Origin of the sequence: Ensifer adhaerens, from assembly GCF_001270265.1 — a bacterium.
Taxonomy (GTDB): Bacteria; Pseudomonadota; Alphaproteobacteria; order Rhizobiales; family Rhizobiaceae; genus Ensifer; species Ensifer adhaerens_B.
On record NZ_LGAP01000005.1, the window covers coordinates 219,460 to 238,765 of the forward strand.

The 19,306-nt window shown below is 60.8% G+C and carries 14 protein-coding genes; 3 read left to right on the forward strand and 11 right to left on the reverse strand.

Features of this window, described 5'->3' with window-relative positions; translation table 11 throughout:
* From AC244_RS12350 to AC244_RS12380, 7 genes are all read right to left on the reverse strand, one after another.
* The gene (locus AC244_RS12350; RefSeq protein WP_053249112.1) at positions 1–1,218 is read right to left on the reverse strand and encodes a glycosyltransferase family protein; all 1,218 of its coding nucleotides are present in this window, start codon (positions 1,216–1,218) and stop codon (positions 1–3) included.
* A gap of 75 nt (positions 1,219–1,293) precedes the next feature.
* On the reverse strand, positions 1,294–2,469 hold the full coding sequence (locus tag AC244_RS12355; RefSeq protein WP_053249113.1) for an ABC transporter permease: 1,176 nt from the start codon (positions 2,467–2,469) through the stop codon (positions 1,294–1,296).
* Positions 2,466–3,464, reverse strand: coding sequence for an ABC transporter permease (locus AC244_RS12360; RefSeq protein ID WP_053249114.1), 999 nt, complete (start codon positions 3,462–3,464; stop codon positions 2,466–2,468). Before AC244_RS12360 ends, AC244_RS12355 begins: the two co-directional genes overlap by 4 nt.
* 1 nt (position 3,465) lies before the next feature.
* Positions 3,466–5,367, reverse strand: coding sequence for an ABC transporter substrate-binding protein (locus AC244_RS12365; RefSeq protein ID WP_053249115.1), 1,902 nt, complete (start codon positions 5,365–5,367; stop codon positions 3,466–3,468).
* A complete protein-coding gene (locus AC244_RS12370) occupies positions 5,364–7,256 on the reverse strand; it encodes an ABC transporter ATP-binding protein (protein ID WP_053249116.1) in 1,893 nt (630 codons plus the stop codon). The genes AC244_RS12365 and AC244_RS12370 overlap by 4 nt, the downstream gene beginning before the upstream one ends.
* Before the next feature lie 124 nt (positions 7,257–7,380).
* Positions 7,381–8,331, reverse strand: coding sequence for a polysaccharide lyase (locus tag AC244_RS12375; RefSeq protein ID WP_082366833.1), 951 nt, complete (start codon positions 8,329–8,331; stop codon positions 7,381–7,383).
* Between the two features lie 8 nt (positions 8,332–8,339).
* Entirely contained in the window at positions 8,340–9,689 is a 1,350-nt protein-coding gene (locus AC244_RS12380; protein WP_053249117.1) for an adenylate/guanylate cyclase domain-containing protein, read from the reverse strand.
* A gap of 388 nt (positions 9,690–10,077) precedes the next feature.
* On the opposite strand from AC244_RS12380, the gene AC244_RS12385 reads away from it, so the two are divergent.
* Positions 10,078–11,415 (forward strand): nucleotide sugar dehydrogenase, encoded by a 1,338-nt coding sequence (locus AC244_RS12385; RefSeq protein WP_053249118.1) that lies wholly within the window; start codon positions 10,078–10,080, stop codon positions 11,413–11,415.
* Here AC244_RS12385 and AC244_RS12390 read toward each other — a convergent pair.
* Positions 11,412–12,578, reverse strand: a complete 1,167-nt coding sequence (locus AC244_RS12390) for a DUF3095 domain-containing protein (RefSeq protein ID WP_053249119.1) — start codon at positions 12,576–12,578, stop codon at positions 11,412–11,414. The two genes, AC244_RS12385 and AC244_RS12390, sit on opposite strands and share 4 nt — an antisense overlap.
* A gap of 547 nt (positions 12,579–13,125) precedes the next feature.
* Here AC244_RS12390 and AC244_RS12395 point away from each other — a divergent pair.
* A complete protein-coding gene (locus AC244_RS12395; RefSeq protein ID WP_161807860.1) occupies positions 13,126–15,630 on the forward strand; it encodes an autotransporter outer membrane beta-barrel domain-containing protein in 2,505 nt (834 codons plus the stop codon).
* A gap of 318 nt (positions 15,631–15,948) precedes the next feature.
* Positions 15,949–16,779 (forward strand): MBL fold metallo-hydrolase, encoded by an 831-nt coding sequence (locus AC244_RS12400; RefSeq protein ID WP_053249120.1) that lies wholly within the window; start codon positions 15,949–15,951, stop codon positions 16,777–16,779.
* On the opposite strand, the gene AC244_RS12405 is transcribed toward AC244_RS12400, so the two are convergent.
* The 3 genes from AC244_RS12405 to AC244_RS12415 form a co-directional block, all read right to left on the reverse strand.
* On the reverse strand, positions 16,766–17,536 hold the full coding sequence (locus AC244_RS12405) for a polysaccharide deacetylase family protein (RefSeq protein WP_053249121.1): 771 nt from the start codon (positions 17,534–17,536) through the stop codon (positions 16,766–16,768). The genes AC244_RS12400 and AC244_RS12405 overlap by 14 nt on opposite strands.
* On the reverse strand, positions 17,533–18,630 hold the full coding sequence (locus tag AC244_RS12410) for a glycosyltransferase family 4 protein (protein ID WP_053249122.1): 1,098 nt from the start codon (positions 18,628–18,630) through the stop codon (positions 17,533–17,535). Before AC244_RS12410 ends, AC244_RS12405 begins: the two co-directional genes overlap by 4 nt.
* A 92-nt stretch (positions 18,631–18,722) precedes the next feature.
* Positions 18,723–19,007 carry a hypothetical protein gene (locus tag AC244_RS12415; RefSeq protein WP_053249123.1) on the reverse strand — a complete coding sequence of 95 codons (285 nt, stop codon included), beginning with the start codon at positions 19,005–19,007 and terminating at the stop codon, positions 18,723–18,725.
* Between the last annotated feature and the right edge of the window lie 299 nt (positions 19,008–19,306).

The following is a 19,306-nucleotide window of genomic DNA, read 5'->3' on the forward strand; positions in this document are numbered from 1 at the left end:
TCAGCTCGATTTCTTGACGATGCTCAGATATTCACTCGCTTGCTCGCCGAGCCACCCGCCGACGATTTCCGAGATATGCACGAGCCCCTCGAGCCGCAGGCCGTTGGCAGAGCTTTTCGAGGGCGGCGCACGTTGCGGCAAAGCCTTCAACGCGGCGGCGAAACGCAAGGGATCCTCGGCCTCGTCGGGCAGCAACATGTCGATGAGGCCAAGTTCAGCGGCGCGGCGTGCGCGGATCAGTTGCTCCTCGCGCGGCTGGATGCGCGGCACGATCAGCGCCGGCTTGTCGAAAGACAGGATCTCGCAATAGGTGTTGTACCCCCCCATCGCCACAACGCCTGTGGCTCCGGCGATCAGCTCCTCCATGCGATTATCGAACTCGATGATCTTGATATAAGGGATTTTGCTCCCTTTCCTGATCAGCTTTTCACGCTTCTTGACCGGCATATAGGGGCCAAGGACCACAAGCGCCTTATGCGTCAGGTCCGGATCCTGCTGATAAGCATGGATGAAATCGTGGATCAGGTCCGCGCCATCGCCGCCACCGCCGGTGGTGACGAGAATATAGTCGCCTTCCGGCTTGTGACCGGGCAATTCCTCGCGCGGCACGCTTCTCTGCAGGAAGCCGACGAAGTTCATGCGCTCGCGGACGGCAGGCGGCACTTCGAGTTCCGTCAGCGGGTCGTAGAAGTCCGGCGGACCATAAACCCAGATCGTATCGTAATACTGCTCGATCTTGCGCATGGTGTCGCGGCGTTTCCATTCCGCCTCAAGCAGATGCGGTGCGTCCATAACCTCGCGCAGACCCAGAACGAGCGTCGTTCCATGGGCCTTGAGGTAAGTGAGCGTCTCCTCGACCTCGCCCCGCAACCCCATCGGCTCCTTGTCGACGATGAAAATGTCCGGCTTGAAGGTTTCCGCCGTGTGCCGGATGATCGACTGGCGCATCTTCAGCGTCTCATCCAACTCGATATGGCGATCGAGAGACGTGTAGTTGCCGTTATGCAGCTTGATGACGCTCGGAATCTTCACGAAATCGACGCGTGCGCGATAATCGAACGCGCCGGCAATCGTCGCGCCCGAAATGATCAGGATGTTCAAACCCCGATAATCTTCCACCAGCGAATGCGCAATCGTGCGGCATCGGCGCAGATGGCCGAGCCCGAAAGTGTCGTGGCTGTACATGAGTATTCGGGCATCTTCTAAGCGCCGCGTCATGCCAGAAACCTTTCGCTCAGGAAAAAACCAACCAAAACTCGCAACGCCGGCTTGCGGCCGGCGTCGAAACGAACCTCATTTGTAGGGATCGGCGGCATCGCGCAAGCCATCTCCCAAGAAGTTGAACGCCAAAATCACAAAAATGACCGGGATCGTTGGGAATAGCAGCCAGGGGTAGAAGGCAATCACGCTCACGCTTTTCGCCTCCGTCAGCAGGATACCCCAGCTGGTGATCGGGGGACGCAGCCCCAATCCGAGGAAGCTCAGCGCCGTTTCGCCGAGGATCATGCCGGGGATCGAGATCGTCGCGGTGGCGATCAGATGAGACATAAAGCCCGGCACCAGGTGCCTTCCGATGATGCGGCCGCTCTTTGCACCCATCAATTGCGCAGCAAGGACATAGTCCTCCTCGCGCAACGCCAGCAGTTTCGAACGCACCGCTCGTGCAAGTCCGGTCCAGTCGAGAAGGCCGAGGATGATCGTGATGCCCAGATAAATCAGGATCGGGCTCCAGGTCGCAGGCATGATTGCAGCCAGCGACAGCCAGAGCGGGATGCTCGGGATGGATTGCAGCACTTCGATGACGCGCTGGACGATGAGATCGAAAACACCGCCGTGGTAGCCGGCCAGACCGCCGATAACGATGCCGAGCACGAAGCTGACCGTGATGCCGAGAAGGCCGATCGTCAGCGAAATGCGCGCGCCATAGATGATGCGCGACAGGACATCGCGGCCGAGCCGGTCGGTGCCGAGCAGGAAGAGCTGCCCGTCCTTTGCCGGACATGCGAGGTGCACGTTGCTTTCAAACAGGCCCCAGAAGCGGTAGCTGTCGCCACGGCAGAAGAAGCGGATCGGCTCGACGGCCTGCAGGTTGTCGGTGTAGTTGCGCTTCAGCGTCTCCATGTCGAGTTCCATCGTCCGTCCGTAAACGAACGGCCCGACGAAGTTGCCCTCGTGGAATAGATGCACAGACTGCGGCGGCGCATAGATATAGTCCACATTGCGCGTGTGCAGATTGTAGGGCGCCAGGAACTCACAGATGAGGATCATCAAGTAGAGCGCGACCAGGAAAATGCCGGAGATCAGCGCCAGCTTGTGCCGACGGAACTTCCACCACATGAGCCGTAGTTGCGAAGCCTGGTTTACCCGCACCTGCTCGTCCGTCATCGCTTCGACGGAATAGGGATCGAATGGTGCAGCCGATACGTAGTGCGGCAGCGGTTCGCCGGGCGCCGGAAGGAATGACGTCACTTGGTGCTCCTGCCTTGCAGCCGTATCCGAGGATCAAGAATGGCGAGCGCGAGATCGGAGATCAGCACGCCGATGACGGTCAGAAAAGCGAGGAACATCAGGAAGGAGCCTGCCAGATACATGTCCTGGCTCTGCAACGCCTTGATCAGCATCGGGCCGGTCGTTTCGAGCGACAGCACGATTGCCGTGATTTCCGCGCCGGAAATGATCGCCGGCAGGATGGAACCGATATCCGAGATGAAGAAGTTCAGCGCCATCCTGAGCGGATACTTGAGCAGGGTGCGCATCGGCGAAAGCCCCTTTGCGCGGGCGGTCACGACATATTGCTTCTGCAGTTCGTCAAGCAGGTTGGCGCGCAGACGCCGGATCATGCCGGCGGTCCCCGCAGCACCGACGATGACGACTGGTATCCAGATATGTTCCAGGATCGATTTCGCCTTCGCCCAACTCATGGGTTCCGCCAGATACTTTTGGTCCATGAGGTGGCCGATCGAGATACCGAACCAGATATTGGCGAAGTACATCATGATCAGCGCCAGCATGAAGTTCGGGATGGCGATGCCGATCAGACCCATCAGCGACAGGCCATAATCGCCCCAGCTATACTGATGCGTGGCGGAGTAGATGCCGATCGGGAAGGCGATCAGCCAGGTGAAGATGATCGTGACGAAGGAAACCAGGATCGTCAGCCACAGCCTGTCGCCGACGACGGCGCTGACCGGCAGTTCGTATTCGAAGGAGTAGCCGAAATCACCCTGCAGCATGCCGCCGAGCCAGTGGACATACCTCAGCAGAGGCGGCTGATCGAAACCATATTCCTTCCGCAGCGCCTCGATCTGCTCCATGTTGACGCCTTCGCCCTGCGCCCTGATCTCGGCAACGTAGCTCTCGAAGTAGTCGCCGGGCGGCAGCTCGATGATGGTGAAGACGAGCGCTGAAATGATGAGCAAGGTCGGAACCATCGCTGCGATGCGCCAGAGAATGTATCGCAGCATGTCAGCCTTCCTGCTCGATCCAGAACGTATCGGGTTTGTAGACGCCGAAATAGGCCGTGGGGTCGAAACCGTAGAGCGCCGTTTCCGGGACGTTCCTGATCTTGTTGGCAACGAGGATCGGCTGCAGGGAGGCGTTCACGATACCGATTGAGAAGACCTGGTCCGTGTAGATCGACAGCATCCGCCCCCAGATTTCCGTGCGCTCGGCATCCTCGGCCGAGTGCCGCCAGCGCTGCAGCAGTTCCGTCAGCTCGACGGCAGCCGGAAGATCAGGCGCCTGCCCCATCTCCCCATGCGACAGATAATTGAGCCCCCAAACCGGCCATTGCAGCTGATCGTCTGCGGTCGGCGCCAGTTGTCCCGGGTTCATGTCCGCGGTCGGCACACCATTGTCGAGCCCGAACCACATGGACATGATGATCTCACCGCCGACAGCGCGACTGCGGAACGTGTCGCGCTGGGATGTACGGATGAACAGGGAGATGCCGACCTTCTGCCAGTAGTCGGTGATCAACTGCAGGACATCGGTCTCGAGCGTGCTTTCGCCCGCGGTCTCGACGACGATCTGCGCGGCGCGCCCGTCCGAGAGAATGCGAATGCCGTCGCTGCCGCGTTTCGTCAGTCCAGCCTCATCCAACAGTGCGTTTGCCTGCACGGGATCGTGGGCGATCCAGGCGGAGGCGAACTCCGGCCGGAACAACGGGCTGTCGGGCAGCACCGTATCGGCACTCTCCTTGGTCAGTCCGTAGAAGACGGCCTTGTTGATTTCGGACCGGTCGATCGCCAGCGACAACGCCCGCCGGACGCGCACATCCTGCAGCAACGGACGCCAGACCGGGTCGGAGCAATTGAGATTGGGAAGCAGGGCGACCCGCGAGCCTTGCGTCTTCTTCCAGAGCAGAACCTTCACCGGATAGCGCTTCTCAGCATCCTTGAGGAACGTATAATCAATGAAGTCGATGTTCGTCGCCTGAAGATCGCTCTCGCCTGTGCCGGCCTTCGCCGGTATCAGCGCCGGAGAGCTGACGTTGAGCACGAATTTATCGATATAAGGCAGCTGCAAGCCGTTCTCATCAACCCGATGGTAGAAGGCGTTGCGCTCGAACACGAATTGCTCGGCAGGCAAGGCCGTCGTATTGCGCCACGGGTCGAGAGTAGGCAGATCGGGATTTTCCGGGCGATAGGAACGGGCCATGCGCATGTGCAACTGGCTCCATTTCTTGACCCTCTGCTCCTTCAGAAGGGCCTTGAGCTTGTCCTCATCCTGATATTTCTCATGGAACTGTTTGAGGTAGGTGGCCGGCATCGCCAGCACCAAGGGTTGCGGTGCGGCGAGTTTTTGCAGGAAATCAGGGTTGGGCGTGGACCAGGAATAGCGCACCGTCCGCTCGTCGACGACCTCGAACTTTCCGGCCTCGCCGTCCATCATCAGCGCCGTCGACAAGCCTGCCGGGCTCAGTTTCTCATTGAGAAGCACATCTTCCCAACAGTAACGGAAGTCTTCCGTCGTCAACGGGCTGCCGTCCGACCACTTGTGCCCTTCGCGCAGATGGAACGTGAAGATCCGATCCTCGACCGTCTCGAAGCTTTCCAGCACATCCGCCTGTAGCTCGAGTTTTTCGTCGTAGCCGACGAGGCGCGAATAGCCGTAGACGGTCATTAACCGTATGTCCTTCGCGCTGCCGATCAGGCTCTGCACCGTGCCGCCGTGCTTGCCCGGCTGGCGCCCCATGCCGGCAACGTTGATGACACGCGGCGTCTTCGGCAGCCGCTCATTGACGGGCGGTAATTTTCCCTCGGCGACAAGCGCCTCCAAGAATTTCGGCTCGCTTGACGCGGCAAGCAGATATTTGGGAAAAGCCACTGTAGCGAGCAGGGCGAGTGCAGTTCGGCGAGTGATCATGGCCGTAACTCCCTTGCATCCACTGACTTGCGAGCCAGCACGTAGTGGTCGCCGCCGAGGTTGGCAGGAAAAAGCGCATCCTCCTGGCCGTCGTCGCTGAACTGCGGCCCCCAGCGTCGCATGTCCGATCCCTCAATGGCCTTGAGCAGATCGAAATCCAGCGGACGATCAAGATCCGGATACGGAACGGCGGCGAGCAGCGATTTCGTATAGGGGTGCACCGGCTTGCGCATCAGAACTTCGCGCGGCGCGAGCTCAACGATGCGCCCTGCACACATCACCGCGATCCGGTCGGCCATGTAGTCGACCACCGCCAGATTGTGCGAGATGAACAGGCATGTCAGCCCAAGCTCCTTCTGCAGATCCTTGAGCAGATTGAGGATCTGGGCCTGGACGGAAACGTCGAGCGCCGAGACCGGCTCGTCGCAGATCAACAGTTGCGGCACCAGAGCGAGCGCCCGCGCTATACCGATGCGCTGACGCTGGCCACCGGAAAAACTGTGCGGATAACGGTTGACGAACCGCTGGTCGAGGCCAACGGCCTGCAACAGCGAACGTACCGTCTCTTCACGCGACTTTGCCGTTCCGCGCCCATGGATCTCGAGCGGCTCGCTCAGGATATTCTTGACGGTCATGCGTGGCGAGAGCGATGATACCGGATCCTGAAAAACCATCTGGATCTTCGAGCGCAGCGTCTTAAGCTCATCGCCTTCGGCCTTGAGCACGTCGATCGGACCTTCGCCGTCATCGAAGCTGACACTGCCGCCGTCCGGCGTGATGGCCCGCATCAAGATCTTGCTGACCGTCGTCTTGCCGCAGCCGCTCTCCCCGACAAGCCCCAGACATTCGCCGCGACGGATATCGAAGCTGACATTGTCCACCGCACGATGGCGAGACGGGTCCTTCTTGCCGAACCACGAGGTTTTGCGCGTCCCGTAGGTCTTGGAAAGGTTGCGCACGGACAGGAGAACATCGGGGCCCGCAGCCTTGGCGGAATCCTTGGCCCCCAGCAATGTCCCTGCTTTGACCGGCACTTCCCGTAACGCCTTCAGCCGCTCGCCCGGCTTCATGTCGAAATGCGGAACTGCAGCCATCAGGCCCTTGAGATAGGGGTGCTGCGGATTGCGGAAGATCGCGTCGACCGGGCCAGCCTCGACAATCTGGCCGTGATAGATCACGACGACTTCGTCAGCCATATTGGCGACCACGCCGAGATCATGGGTGATCAACAACATCGCCATGTTGAGTTTGACCTGCAGTTCGCGCAGCAACTGCAAGATCTGCGCCTGCACCGTCACGTCAAGCGCTGTTGTCGGCTCGTCGGCGATCAACAATGCCGGTCGGCAGATCAGCGCCATGGCGATCATGGCGCGCTGGCGCATGCCGCCGGAAAGCTCGAAAGGATACATGTCGTAGGCGCGCTTCGGGTTCGAAAACCCGACGTAACCAAGAAGCTCTTCCGTTCGTGCGCGCCTTTCGGCCTTTTCCGCATCCGTATGAATTTTCAGGACCTCGGAGATCTGGTTGCCGATCGTATGGAGCGGCGACAGAGACGTCATCGGCTCCTGGAAGATCTTGCTGATACGCGTGCCGCGCAACGCCCGTATTTCTTCACCTTCGCGCTCCAGCGAAAGCAGGTCGACCGGCTTGCCCTTGGTCGCCGGATCATTGAACAGGATCTGTCCGCCAACCCGCGCAACATTCGGCAGGATACCCATGACGGCCTGACTGATAGCCGACTTTCCGGAACCGGACTCGCCGACGAGCGCAGTCACCTTTCCTGGCAAAATTCTGAAATTCGTTTCCTTGACGGCTTCAACTTTGCCGCCGAGCACCGAGAATGTGATCCGCAGACCTTCAACTCGAAGCAGGTCCGCCCCTGATGTCATCGCAGCACACTTCCCTCATTGCCCTTGCATCCGCCGCCTCTAAAAAAAGACTATCGCAGCTTCAGGGGGCTGTCCAGCTTAGCCCCTTGCAACCACAGCATAGTTCACGGTCGCGTCGCAATCGTCAGGGAGAAGGGCATGCGTCGTTCGACAACACGTCGGCGCAGTGCGGCGACCGACGGAAATCATCATAATAGAGCGTCCAGTCGGTCACATCGGCCGCGCGATAAGGGCCAAACTTGAAGTACTGGTTGCGGCCGAGCCCCCTGTCCGCATGCCCGACATGACCTTTGACGGTGATGATCGGCTTACCATTGGCAAAGAGCTCGATGTGGCCGGTGCCGTCGGCGCCCGGCTTCGTGTATATGGCGAAATCGATCCAGCCCGAGCTCGGATCCGGCAATGGATTGCCATGGTTGGTCACGGCGATCGCGTCGGTGCAGGCGTTGAACAGCTTGCCGTCTTCCGCCTTCCAGGCCGGATCCGCTGCCACGAGCATGCGCATCTGATTGACGCCCGGGCGTCCCCAGGCCGGCACTTCACCCGGTTTGCAGCTGGCGGCGACCCCGTCCGGTCCCGAGGAAACCGGCGTGATATAGTTGGTCTCCACAGTCGCGAACAACTTGCCGAAATTCATGCGCAACGCCAGGAACGGGCTGAAATCGCCTTCAGCACCCGGGTCGATCTCGCGCTTCCATTGCGCAACGAGGTAACGATGGTCGCCGGACGGGATGGGGTCGGCAAACTTCAGCGAGAAGCCGTACCATATGCCCTGGTCGTAGGGCACCCGCAGCGCCGTCTGCTCCCAGATCTCCGCTCTCTCGCTGCAGCCATCGAGCGAATCCGGACAGGTCGGCACGACGCTCAGTTTGAGCCCGCCATTACCGCTGCGCTTGACGAGGCTCTGAAACTCGACCGTCCCCGCGCTCTGCTCGAAATTCTCGCGATAATAAAGCCCACCATCCGGCGAGAAATTCTGCCCCTCGAACCCGTCGAAAAGCTTGGTTTCCCAAGGTTGCGCTGCCGCGACGCCAGCAATGAAGAAGCTTGTGACGATGAGGGCTGTTCGGAGCATACAGATCCTTACTGGAGCATCTTGTCGATGAGACCGCGCGGCGGCTGCAACGGACGGGTGTTGCGATGGAGCAGCATGACATGTTCGGCCTCGGAAAGTCCATCCTGCAGCACATCGTCAAGTCGCTCATCCGACCTGGGCAGAAGCGCTGCCTCGTTCGGATAGAGAATGGTGAATTTCTGACGCACGCCGCGCAGCTTCTCCTGGCCGAGCGCCGTCCAGTCGCCACCACAGTAGTTGACGAAGGCCTCGCTGGCGACGACGCTATGGGCGTATTTCTTCGTCAGATTCTGCAGCCGCTGGACTTCGTTGACTGCCGAGCCGAAGGCGGAGAACGTCAACCGGTCACGAAGGCCGACATTGCCGAACATCACATTGCCGACATGCAGCCCGACACCATAGCCGATGGGGTCGCGCCCCTGCTTGCGCCGTTCTGAATTGAGCAGTTCCATGCGGGCGGTTGCGGCGCGCACGGCGCCGAACGCCTCGCGGGCGGCAAACTCGGAAGGCTCCTTGTGCCGACCGCAGGGATAGACCGCCAGGAAACCATCGCCGACGAAGCTCAGGATATGGCCGCCGTTGCGGTTGAACGGTGCGGCGATCGCATCGAAGTAGCCGTTCAGCGTCTCGATATAGGACTGGCGGCCTTCCTTTTCCGCGAGCATTGTCGAGCGGCGCATATCCGCCATCACGAGGATAGCGCGCACGGTCTCGCCATCGCCGCGACGGACCTGACCGCTCATGACGCGCCGGCCGGCGCTCGAGCCGAGATAGGTAGTCAGCATGTTGTCGGCCAGCTTGCCGAGAACGGCCATCTTGGCCGCGACCGCGAGATGGTTCTGCAGCCGCAGCAGCGCACCGATGACGTCGTCAGTGAAGCCGCCATGGCGGTCCGTCGTCCAGGAGCCGACCATGCCGTGGCCGGAATCGGCGCCGAGCGACTGCATGAAGGCGATGTAGTCGGTCGCCCCCTGCTCTTTCAGTTCGTCGAAGATCGGGAACTCCGACGGAGTGTCCTTGTAAAGGCGCCGACGCACATGCTCGAGATTGTTGTTCAGCAGGTAATAATAGGGGCTGCGCAGGAACCGCTCCGGATTAAGCGCCAGTTCCTCGTGCCGAAGGCCGCTGACCTCGACGCCCTTGCCACGCACCCAGGTGAAGCCAAGCGCGTCATAGAGCGGATGCAGCATCGAAAAGGAGAGGTGTACGCGCATTAGCGGCAGGCCGGCAGCCGCGAGCCGCTCGCAGAAGCCCTTAACGATCGTCTCCAGCGGCTCGTCGCTGAGCGACGTCCGCATGAGCCAGTCTGCGACCTTATCGATCAGGATTTCAGATACGTTGTCGTTTACCGGGCCCATTTCGCGTCCTCACCGTGACAGGCAGTTCAACACCACGCCCTTTTGCGATGGGCGAACGGCCCGACGAGGTGTCGGCGTTCGCTCGCGGCGGGTGATGATGATACGTGCCCGTTAAGAAAATGCTCCAACCGATTCCAGCGTCGATGACGTGCAGGCACCCGGAATGCGGCACTTATACGTAGCAGATATTGATGGCCCTCTGCAATTTCCAGAGGCGAGCGAATTTTTTGTTCGCTCCGCGCCCACACGAATATTTGATGGCCAGCTAACGCACTGCAGCCAGGGGACGGCGTCGCCGCTACGCTTGACTTGCAGCTTGTTTCTATCCAACAAACCACGACATGTCGCCAGGCTGGCACGTCCCATTCACAAGAGCTGGAACCGAACCTTGACCTCACCCCATCACGAAAGGCTGCTGGCGTCGATCTCGGCGCGCGCCGCCCATGTCGGCGTCATCGGACTTGGTTATGTCGGCCTGCCGCTCGCGATCGCGGCGGCGCGCGCCGGCTTTTCGGTAACCGGTTTCGACATCGACCCGGGAAAGATCGTCGCGCTGGATGCACATACATCCTATATCGCGGCCGTACCGGACGCCGTCCTTGCCGAGCAGGCAACAGCCAACCGTTTCCGCTCCACGACCGACTTCGGACGGCTCGGCAGTTGCGACGTCATCGTCATCTGCGTGCCGACGCCGCTGACGAAGCATCGCGATCCCGACCTTTCCTTCGTCGAAAAGACGTCGCGCGCTATCGCCGCAACACTGAAGCCCGGCCAGCTCGTCGTGCTCGAATCGACGACCTACCCGGGAACGACCGACGGCGTCGTGCGCACCATCCTCGAGGAGACCGGTCTCAAATCGGGAACCGACTTCTTTGTCGGCTTTTCGCCCGAGCGCGAGGATCCGGGCAACCCGGTCTACGAGACGACCAGCATCCCGAAAGTCGTGGCCGGCGACGGGCCGCTTGCAGCAAGCCTGATGGAACTGTTCTATGCCGCGGTGGTCAAAACGGTCGTGCCGGTATCGTCCAACGCCACGGCGGAAGCGGTCAAGTTGACGGAGAACATCTTCCGCTCGGTCAACATCGCCCTCGTCAACGAATTGAAGATTGTCTACGAGGCCATGGGCATCGACGTGTGGGAAGTGATCGAGGCGGCGAAGACCAAGCCGTTCGGCTACATGCCGTTTTATCCCGGACCTGGGCTCGGCGGGCACTGCATCCCGATCGACCCTTTCTACCTCACCTGGAAATCGCGCGAATACGAACTGCCCACCCGATTCATCGAACTGGCCGGCGAGATCAACTCGGCAATGCCGCGTCACGTGGTCAGCCGGCTCGCCGAAGCGCTCGACCGTCACGCGGGTAAGGCGCTTAGCCGATCGAAGATCCTCGTCATCGGCCTCGCCTATAAGAAGAACGTGCCGGACATTCGCGAAAGCCCTTCGCTGAGATTGATCGAACTGATCGAGGAACGCGGCGGCCGTTGCGAATACCACGACCCCTATGTCGCCGAGATCCCATCGACGCGGGAACATGGTGCCCTGAAAGGCAGACGGTCCGTGGCGCTCGACGAGCAATCGATCCGGCAGTTCGATGCCGTGCTGGTGGCAACCGATCACGACCGGGTCGACTATGCCGCCCTTGCTAGCGCCTCACCGCTCATCGTCGATACGCGCAACGTGTTTCATCGCCAGGGCCTGACCGGCGGGCACATCGTCAAGGCCTAGGGTCGAGGCCTAGCCAAAGCCGCCTTCAGCTTGCTGGCGGCAACCGCATAGCCGCCGGAGGCTCCATCGACGAAGTGCATGTGGTCGCGGCTCATCGGCGTGGGCACGATGCAGGTCATCAATGCGGAGTCCTGCTGGTGCAGGCCGTAGCGGCCGACACCGGCCGCCTCGGCCTGGCGTAGCCGCGCCTCGATCAAGGCGAGGCGCGCTGCGCTGATATCGATCGTCATCTTCAGGCCGTCGTCGAATTTGCGAAAATCGGTGTTGTTGGCGAGATCGCGCCGATAGCGGGTCGTATCGAACGTGCCGAGGTTCCAGCCCAGCCGAAAACAGATAAACAGCGCCAATGTCTGCAGCGTGATCCAAAAGCGTGTCAGCTGCCGCCCTCCCCGCGGCGCCCTCGCGCGCGCCTCGGCTTCTATGCCCTGGGTGGAAAAACGCGGTTCGGGCCCAAGCTCGGGAACGGGATGCGCGTGTCGCTCTTCCCCGTCGGCAAGAGCAACGATGTCGGCGATCAACGCCTGAAATCCCGGCCCGTTCCCTTTTTCGCCGGGCACCGCAATGATCGATGCGATCGAGCCGTGGCGCGACTGGATGGGGTTCCAGCGGCACGAAAGCCCCGTGAGATCCGGGCGCGTGCCTGGCGGTGCTGCCTCCACCTGGTAACGCCCCGCCTTCATGGCCGCTTCCGCCCAGCTTGCGCCGCCGCCGGAAAACATCGCGTAGGAAACGTCCTCGCTTGCCTTGAAGCGGGCGACGCGCATGTCGAGGCCATCCGCTCTGATATCGCTGACCGGCACCAATGCAGCACGCAATTCAAGCCCCAGCTCTTCCAGGACCCAGGTCTTCACGGCAGAAAGTGCGTCCTTCGCGCGCTCGGTCATTGACGCCGGCAGAACCGCCAAGGCGCCGTCGCCTCCGAAAACGAAAGGCATGGACTTTTGGTCGAGCGCGTTCATCAGCGCGGAGATGACGCTCGCACCAGCCATGTTCACGGTCTTGTATCGCCCGTCCGCGATCGCCCCGGTGGAGTTGACGATATCGGCAAGGGCAAGCATCCAGCCATCGGGCAAGGCGCGATAGTTCGCCTCGTCTGCAACGCCTTCGAACGCATCGAAGAGCGGCACGCTATCGTAAAACCCTGTTTCACCTGCCTGCGCCATGAGTGCTCCGACCTCTTAACCGCTGGCTTTGTCGATAGACATTCCACGCAAGACCGCAAGAAAAAGTTTCATGGCAAGGCGTCGCATTGAAGAGCCAGACTTGGCGATGGCGAAGCGGTGCGCGACCCGATGTCGCGACAGTCGCCAGACGGCTCATCAAGTTGATCCGTCTCAATATGGCACAATTGGCCCAACAAAGCCGCGATCCACAGCTCGTACGCCGGAAAGGAATGCATCGACACGCGTCAGGACGCAACGTCCTGGCAATAATGATGGACCGTTCAAGCGTCCTCCTAAAATTTGACGGTTGTCAGGTTGCCGTCGGCGTGCCCAATTCCGCTACAACCGGAAAGCAACCAACATCCCAGCGTACTACCGCACGCAGTTATGGAAAAGGAGGGCACTTATGGACGGTGAAACCGAGAAGCCTGCAAACGATCTCCCCTTCGCTTTTCCGCTCCGCTGTCGCCCGCAAGCCCCGAAATCTCCAAGCGCCTCGCCGTGCTACTTCGGACTCCTGGCCACGACCGCGCTCGGCCTGGTACTGATGCAAGGTTCGCCGGCCAGTGCTGCCTGCACCTTGACACCAACACCGGGCAACAGCGTTTATGTCTGCGACAGCGGCACATCAGGCAGCCTCACCGACCTCGATGGAAACAATAGCCTTACGCTTCCCGCCGGAGGCACCGGTACGATAAACGGAACCGTGACCTTCGGCGCCGGCACTGATACCGTCGCCATTCACAGCGGCACCATTACCGGCAACCTGCAACAGGGTGACGGCATCGACGATTTCACCATGACTGGAGGCGTTCTCCAGTCGCTCAACCAGGGCACGGGCTTCGACACCTTCTTCATGTCCGGCGGCAGAATCGTCAATTTCTTCGACGACGGCGATCACGCGATCATGACCGGCGGTCGGATCGGTCGCGTCAACATGCTTCTCGCTGATAACGTCTTCGACATGTCCGGTGGCGCGATCGACAACAACCTCGTCACCGGCTTTGGCAACGACACGATCGTTTTTTCCGGCGGCACGATCGGCGGCAATATCAGCGTCAGCGGCGGCACAGACAACGTGACAGTGACGGGTGGATCGCTCGCTGGCGACGTGTTGATGAGCTTTGGGGCTGATACGTTTACCTGGGATGGCGGTGGCGTCATCCAGGGAACAGTCGAGCTCGGCGCCGACGACGACACCGCGACGCTGCGCAACCTTACAAGCGCAAACCTCGGCGGCACGGATGCGATCACAGGCAGCCTTGGCACTGACAATCTGACACTTGCGAATGTCACGACGGCCGGCGTCGCCCGATTGCAGAACTGGGAAACCATCGCCGCAACCAGTGGCACGGTCCTGACTTTCGACGGAAACCTGACGCTTGGCGACAGCGGCACTGGAACGGGAACGCTTGATGTCAGTTCATCAAGTACGCTTCTTGCGGGCGGCACCAATGCCGCGATATCAGCTGCCACAGCCGGACAATTCGCAAGTCTCATCAACAGCGGCAGCATCGACCTCACGAATGGCGGTGCCAGCACGAGCGACACTTTTACCATCAACGGCAATTACACCGGCAATGGTGGCCTGCTCCTGCTCAACAGCGTACTCGGCACCGATTCTTCGCCGTCCGACCGGCTGGTCGTCTCAGGGGGCACGGCGTCCGGCACGACCGGCATTGGCATCGTCAACACTGGCGGCAGCGGAGCCTCGACGTTGCTGGACGGCATCATGGTGGTAGAGCTCACCAATGGTGCAACGGCAGCCGCCGGCGCTTTCGCGCTCAACGGGCGGGTTGCAGCCGGCGCCCATGAATATTTCCTCTTCAAGGGCGGCATCTCCGCCGGCACTGCGGAGAATTTCTATCTGCGCTCCACCCTCGTCATACCTCCGGTGGTCACGCCGCCCGTGATCGTCCCGCCGGTGGTGATCGTTCCGCCGCCGGTGACGACACCGCTGCCGGAGGTCGTGACGCCGGACGTCGTAATAGTACCGCCTGGACCAGGCGCTACTCCACCTTCGGAGGGTGCCACGCCGGTAGCTCCAGAGGTGGTGGTTGTGCCAATAGCTGGCACGCCGACAGCCGTGGAGGTCGTTCCGCTTTACCGCGTTGAAGTTCCGACCTATTCCGCCGTCCCGCCCGTCGCCCAGTATCTCGCGCTATCCAGCCTCGGCACGTTTCATGAGCGCCGCGGAGATCAAGCGTTGCTCAACGGCGCCGGAGCATTGCCTGCGAGTTGGATGCGCGTGTTCGGCCAGAACGCCGAGTTCGAATGGGAAGGGACCGTTTCGCCCGGCTTCGACGGCAATTTATTCGGCTTTCAAGCTGGCCAGGATCTTTTCGCCTGGGAAGGCGAAGGCGGGCACCACGATCGTGTCGGTCTGTTCGTCGGATACGCCCGCACAAGCGGCGACATCAAGGGACAGGCGCTCGGCTGGAATAATCTGAGTGTCGGAGAAATCGACGTCGATGCAACCAGTATCGGAGGATACTGGACTCATATCGGCCCCAATGGCTGGTATCTCGACGCCGTATTAATGGGTAGCTGGTTCGATGGCGATGCGAGATCCAATGGCGGCACCGGCATCGAAATCGATGGCACCGGCATAACGGCGTCGCTCGAAGGTGGTTATCCCATTTCGTTGGCCGAGGGATGGACGCTCGAGCCCCAGGCGCAATTGATCTGGCAGCACCTCTCCTTGGACGATCAACGTGACGCATTCTCGGCAGTAAACTTCGACAGCGACGATGCGGTCACGGGGAGGCTGGGCTTTCGGCTGCAAGGCGACATTCCGACGGAAACGGCAACGCTTCAGCCCTACATCAAAGCCAATATCTGGCACGGCTTCGATGCGGACCAGCACGTCAACTTCGGCACGGATCCTATAGCCACCAAAGTCGGCGGCACCGCCGTGGAAATAGGTGGCGGTCTCGTTGCAAAACTGTCGGAATCGACCAGCCTCTTCGCAACGGCGGACTACACGACCAATCTCGGTGGAGACAAAAAGCAAATTCTGGAGGGGAATATCGGCCTCAGCATAAAATGGTGACACCGTCGGCGGGGCTGCTGGCGATTTCAAGAAATCGCCGCATCCGCTCGGGAAGGAGCAAGAGTTGCAACGACCACATGACTGGGTGAGCTCCCGGAAAGCCTGACGGTTGTTGCAAAACGGGCCGTCGGTCGCCGCCCGCGGCAAGGCTTGGCCCCCTCGACACAGCATCCGGTATGTCACCGTGATTGTGGGCATTGATAAGGTTAATGTCCAAACAATAACCCATGGCATTGCAGGGGGGTGGTCATTTGTGCTTGTCTATTAGTCAAGCGCAGCCAACCGGGCTTGCGCGGGCAGCGTGAAGCCGAAACAGGAATGCAAGAAGACAACTTTCGAGTGCGGTTCTGGGGCGTAAGAGGAAGTTTGCCGGTATCCGGCGAGCAGTTCCTGCGCTATGGGGGAAATACATCCTGCATCGAAATTCGGTGCGGCAAGGAAGTATTGCTCTTCGATGCGGGATCCGGATTACGCGAAGCCGGCGCCTCGCTGATCGCCGAGGGCGTTGATAACTACGACCTCTTCTTCACCCACAGTCACTACGACCACATCATCGGCCTTCCCTATTTCAAGCCGATCTACAAGTGTCAGTCGTCCGTGCGGTTCTGGTCGGGACACCTGCACGGCGTGATGACGACCAAGGAAATGATCCGCGATTTCATGCGGCCACCGTGGTTCCCGGTCGACCCGGACATCTGTCAGGCAAGCCTCGAAGGCGTCGACTTCAAGCCCGGAGACGTGCTGACACCGCGCGAGGGCGTGACGATCCGTACGACGAGCCTTACCCATCCCGGCGGTTGCGTCGGCTATCGCGTCGAATGGAACGGCCGTGCCGTGGCGCTCGTCTACGACACCGAACACGAACCCGGCATCCTCGATCCGGCCGTCCTTGAGTTGGTCGCCGGCGCCGAATTGATGATCTACGACTGCACCTACCTCGAAAGCGAGATGACGCACTATCGCGGCTTTGGTCATTCGACCGGAGTCCATGGCTCGCGCCTCGCCATGGCGGCGGGCGTCAAGCGCCTGGCGATGTTCCATCACGACCCCGCTCGAACAGATGCACAGCTGGACGCTATGGAAGTCGACGTACAATCCATGTTCGCCGGCGCGTTCGCTGCCCGCGACGGACAGATCATCGACCTATGAGGTCAGACGCCTGACGCCAACGGCAACCGGTATGTCCGGCAGTGACGGTAAAGAGCATTTCAAGGAAATCCCACACGGCCTCGTCATGCACGAGGTGATGGCTCAACAGCCCGATCGTGCGGCCCTTCTGATCCTCCCTACCCTCTGCGTCGCCGCTGACCTGCCGCATGCGCTCGACGATATCGGCGATGATGAGCCTGTGGTCTCGGCATCCGCGCGTACCGCGCCAATCCATGACATCGACGTGAGTGTTGGCGAGCGGAAACGGCGACGGCTTCTCCGGTCCGAACACCGAGAGGACAGAAAATCCGATCTCCGGCAATCGCTGCAGCAAGGCGGGGTCGATCCGATTCCACGGCGGAACGAGCATTGGAACGAAATGTTCGGGAAAAAGCGTTTGCAGACGCTCGACCCCGCGGCGCAGTTCATCGAGGATGACGGCGTGCGGCCGATGGGCGCCGAGTTCCTGCTTTTTCTCCTCGGGTGGCGCATGATTGCGGTGCGCCCAACCATGGGCCGCCACGCTGATATCGGCAATACCAGCGATACGCCGTGCCAGCGCGTCGGTCGCTGGCGCAGGCGGCACCGCGAGTGTCACCGGGATCGCATGGCTTGCCGCAAGCAAGAGCAGCCGGTCGAGCAGCGCGGTCGGCTCGACGGCGTCGTCGTCTCTCAGCCAGAAATCGACCTTTCGTCCCCGCGCACGAGCGCGGTCGAGTTCATCGACGAGCAATTGCCAGCCAGCATCAACGGTCACGTCGTCTTCTCCACAAATTCGTCGAAAATCTCACCCAATCGCCTCGCCGCGGCGGGAAAGGATCGCTCTTCGTGGACAAAGCGCCGAGCTTCGTCGCCAAATTGTTGGCGGGTAAACGGTTCATCGATCAGGCGGCGGATCGCGGCGGCGTAGGCCTCGACGTCGCCCTCAGGCGTCAGCAATCCGGTCTCGCCATCCCTCACCACCTCCGGCACGCCGGCCGTCCGCTGCGCTATGACGGGCAGCCCTGCCGCCTGCGCCTCGAGATAGGCCAGCCCATAGGCTTCACCGCAGCCCGGCCAGAGATAGAGCCCGCTTTCGCGGAGGATAGCGGGAATGTCGCGCGCGTCCTTTTCGCCAAGCCAGAGCAATCGATCCGCGGGCAATGCAGAGAAAGCATCGCGGACCTCCTGTCGGCATGGCCCGTCGCCGACAATGGTCATTGTCCATGGCCGATCGACAAGCAACGACAGGGAGGCGGCAAGCATGCGATAGCTCTCCATCTTGTCGCCGCTGCGCATCATTGCCACCGTAACGATACGGCAGCCACCAACGGCTGCGTGGGATTGCGACAAGAACGGACTCGTATCGATGAAGGGAGGGAGCATTGTCTGCCGGCAATCGGGCGCTGCCTCGAGGAGACCAGTGCGATCCCGCCGTGTCAGGCAGATATTGACCGCCGCCTGCTCTATGGCGCGCAGCACGTGGCGCTGGGCAACGGCGCGGACTCCCTCATTGCGACGGAGAGAGTAGGAGGCCTCCGCCGTGACGTAGGGAATGGAAAACTCAGCCGCAAGCCCTGGCCCGATCAGATCCGGTGCCTTGTAATAGGGGTGATAACAAAACCAGGCATCGGGTGGCGTCTCGGACAGCCAGAGAGTGCGAAGACGCTCAATTTCGCCAGCAGCGGCCGTCATGATCGACGCGAACTGCGCCTCGCCGGCATCCGCCATGAAGCTGCGCAACTCGCTGGCAATCGATACCTCGTGGCCGGCCTGCCGCAGCGCGTCGATCAACATGCGCGCCATCAGCCGGTCACCGGATGGAACAGGGTGGCTGGGGGATTTCAGCGGCGCGTAGAAGGCGATTTTCATACAGATCGAGCTATCGCGTCTTCGGGTGACACTGTCAACGGCAGCGGGTATTGCAAGCGCAGCCTTCGGGCTGCGCACAGAGCTTGCTCAGGTCAATCGATAGGTATGTCGTAGTAATCCCTCCGAACGAGCTTGAGCGATCGGTCCGGCTGGATAATGTAGGTCTCTTTGACGAAGCTGTTTCCGCTCGTGAATTTATGCGGCACCATGCTGCCGACCGGTGCCTTCGTCAGCTTGGTGCGCGGTTGCCCGCCATAGGTGATGCTGCCCGGAATCGGCGCCAGGTCAGGCGTCGTACAGCCGGCAAGCGCAAGGCCGAGCGCCGCGAACAGCACCAACGGCCCGCCGAAACGAGACACATGTCTAGGAACAATCATCACCAATGCCTCCTAAGGCCGGTCCAAAACGAGGTGCCTTGGGCCCACAGCGTCGCGCGTCAAGGATCACCTGTGCAGGTCGCGATAGCACATTAAACTCGCGGCATAACTCCTTAACTCGGCTCCAACTTGGGCAATCACGCAGTACCGCTTCTGCCGCCTTGCGCTCCACCTAGACGTTATGACCGTGGTCTGAGCGGCGGCCCGCCCTAGTCTTTGCAGCTGTAAAGCAAACGGGGGTTGCTCGGGAGTGCCGAGCCGAGCCCCAGCAAGGAAAGGACGGACCATGACAGAGGATA